This window comes from Shewanella sp. SG41-4 (assembly GCF_014164505.1).
GTDB lineage: Bacteria > Pseudomonadota > Gammaproteobacteria > Enterobacterales > Shewanellaceae > Shewanella.
In genome coordinates this window covers 1-3,190 of the sequence record NZ_JACJFI010000359.1, presented here as the reverse complement: position 1 = coordinate 3,190, position 3,190 = coordinate 1, and the positions used below count along the sequence as shown (strand labels likewise).

The 3,190-nt window shown below is 37.0% G+C and carries 2 protein-coding genes; both read right to left on the bottom strand.

The window, feature by feature from the left end; all coding sequences use genetic code 11:
• Positions 1-1,593 (bottom strand): CHASE domain-containing protein (locus H5202_RS19570; protein WP_259397395.1); only part of this gene is annotated, 1,593 nt, incomplete at its 3' end.
• A gap of 467 nt (positions 1,594-2,060) precedes the next feature.
• The coding region (locus tag H5202_RS19565) for a putative bifunctional diguanylate cyclase/phosphodiesterase (RefSeq protein WP_220493941.1) at positions 2,061-3,190 on the bottom strand (1,130 nt) is incomplete at its 5' end.

Below are 3,190 nucleotides of genomic sequence, written 5' to 3'. Positions count from 1 at the left end.
CTCGCGAGTAAAACCCGATGTTAGACAGAAATTATCATTTACCATCAAGATAACGCCGTCTTTATCCGTTTCAGAATAAAGTAGCTGCTGATTAATATTATCAAGTAAGGTTTTATTTTCTGACAGGGCTTGTTGTAAAGCTTGAGTTCGCTCGGTAACTTTACGCTCAAGACTGGCATTAATGTCTAAAATTTGTTTTTCAGCGTTCTGTTGTGCGGTGATGTCTCGAATCGTCTGGCTAACGCCGATAATTTTTCCAAACTCATTATAAATTGCCAAAGACGTCATCGACGTAGACAATAGTACATTGTCTTTTCGTTTATATTGGCTGACAAAGTTTAATAATGATTTACCATTAACAACCTGATTAAATCTTTCATTTTCAGCATAATAGCCATCATCAGGAACAATAAACGTTGTTTTTTCAAGGCCTATCACCTCATGTTTTTCGTACCCAAACATCGTTACTGCACCATCATTCCAACTGGTAATAATACCATCACAGTCAAAACTAATAATCGCATCAAGTGAATGTTCTAAAATATTAGCGCGTCTTTCATTATCTTCCAAAATAATACGCTTACGACCTAAATCATAGCCGTAAAAACCAATAAGACCACCCAATAACAAACTCACAATCGCACCATAACTAAACACAATATTGGGTGAGATTAAATGCAAACTACTAACAAATTCAGGATAAGCCACTAACGTTACTTGCCATTTACGTCCAAATATTTCGCGATCTAATGTAACAACAAAAGATGTTAATGGATTTACCTCATCAATATGTGTTTCATAAAACATGACATTATTTTGAGCATCGGTCACATCATTGACCAATAATTTAGTGGTTTTACGCGATAAATTAATCTGTTCAAAAACTTCATTGGCAACGAGTGGCGCATAACTCCAACCAAAAGCTTGTTGCTCCCTTAACGCCGGGGTTGCTGGAGTAAGTCCAGTACGATAAATAGGCATTAAAATAAGAAAGGCTTGTAACGGATGACCAGTCGCCTGCACTAACGTGATTGGACCGGTTAAGCGTGTCTCACCGGTTAAATATGCTTGTTGTGCGGCATTTTTGCGGTTTTGTTCAGAGGAAATATCTAAACCGACAGCGGCGAGATTACGATCAACGGGTTCGATATAGTCAATCACGTACCGTTCATCATCATGAGGAGTAAGTTGACGCACACTGAAATCGGGCCAATCATCAAGTTTAGCTTTGGCAACAAAACTCGCTTCATCGTTGGCTGGTACACGGCGGATATAACCAAACCCTCGCGCACCGGGGAATTCACTTTCAAAATCGCGAGTTAAGCTATATTTTTTAAAAAAATCACGAGAAATATTATCTTCACCAACGGTATAAATAACCCCTCGAGCACCTCTTAAACCATATTGATACAATACGATACGATCAATAATATTGTTAGCAACTTGCTCTGTCACCGTTTCAAGAGATTGAGTAATAATGGTGTTATTTTGATTATTAACACTTAAAGCAGTAATAAAACTGATGACTAAGCCAAAAGAAAATATTCCAATACCCAATTTAAGCGCATTTTTATAACTAGATAGTCTGGTCATTTTTATCATTAGTTAAGAGTCACAGACATTAACTTTGGACGACAAATGCTTTTTTTACAAGCTAGACATTGAAAAATATAGTTTTTCCGTTCTTAAAAACGATAAACTGAGCTGAACCGAGATACCGAATGGTAGTAAGGAATTAAAACGCTGAAAGGTGATAAGCAGAGATTAAGGGCTATAAGGTTGATAAAGGGTGATCTTAAGCGATATAAAAAGATGATTTTGATGAGGATAAATAAGTGTAGATCCCGCTTTAACGCCGAAACCGACCATTATTGCCAATACCCTATAACTAAGTGGGCAGCGTTTAATGTTGTTTTGCCCTTTAAGCGGATAAGGGCATAACGACATAATAGCTTCCCATCTCACCTTGAATTCTCATTCAAAACACTAGAATCATAAACACAACACAAACAGCTTTTTTGAACAATATTCAAATGTTGACGTATGCGTCTGTAATGAAATTAATCAAGAGCATGATCATCAAGATATAAGGATGCAATACACTCTGGCAACATTGGCTTATACAGGAAAAAACCCTGAGCTAAATCACATTGATAAGCTTTAATGTAATCAAGCATGAATTGATCTTCTATCCCTTCGGCAATAACTTTTAAACCGAGGTTATGACCAATATCGATGATGGTTTTCGCAATTGCCGCCGATGAAGGGTTACTTTCAACATCTTGTAAAAATGCTTTATCAATTTTTAGATAATGTAACGGTAAAAACTGTAAGTAACTAAATGATGAATAGCCTTTACCGAAATCATCAAGTGCAAAAGTAATCCCATATTGATTAAGCCGTAACATGATGTTTTTCACATTGAATTTATCTTCCATAAAAATCGATTCAGTTAATTCAATAATGAGATACTTACCCTCTATTTGATTAAGGGTTAAGGTGTCAATTAAATGTGTGATCAGCGCTTCGTTTTGAAACTCAATACAACTTAGATTTATTGAAATAGCCAGCTCTGTAATGCCTGCTTTTCGCCACTCAGCCAACTGTAAACAGGCTTTAGAAATGACAAAGCAACCAATATCAATAATCAATCCAGTTTGTTCTGCGATTGAGATAAATACATCGGGTGAAATCACAGTCCCATCTTCCTGTACCCAGCGACATAAAGCCTCAACACTGACGATTTTCATCGTCAGTAAATCGACTTTGGGTTGATACACTAAATGCAACGTACTGTCTTCGATAGCCATGCGAAGTGATTGCTCTATAGCCAATTGAGCTAATGCTTCCTTCTCAAGTGCTTGACTGTAAAAATGGAAACTGTTTTTACCAAGAGACTTTGACTGATACATGGCTAAATCCGCTTTACGGATCAATGCATTAGCATTGTCATCATCATGAGGAAATAGTGAAATACCGATACTGGATGTCACCACATATTGACGTGAACCGATAAGATAAGGCTGTTTAATCAATGTTAACAAGTCCTGGCAAACTTGTTTAATCGTCATATATGGACCCACCCGTTTTGCAAGTGATTTCGAAGCGTTGATAAACAAATTCATTGCCTTCATATATCCGGCTTGTGAACCGGGTGTTTTATATACCCGCAGCCCTAATGCAATTAGCT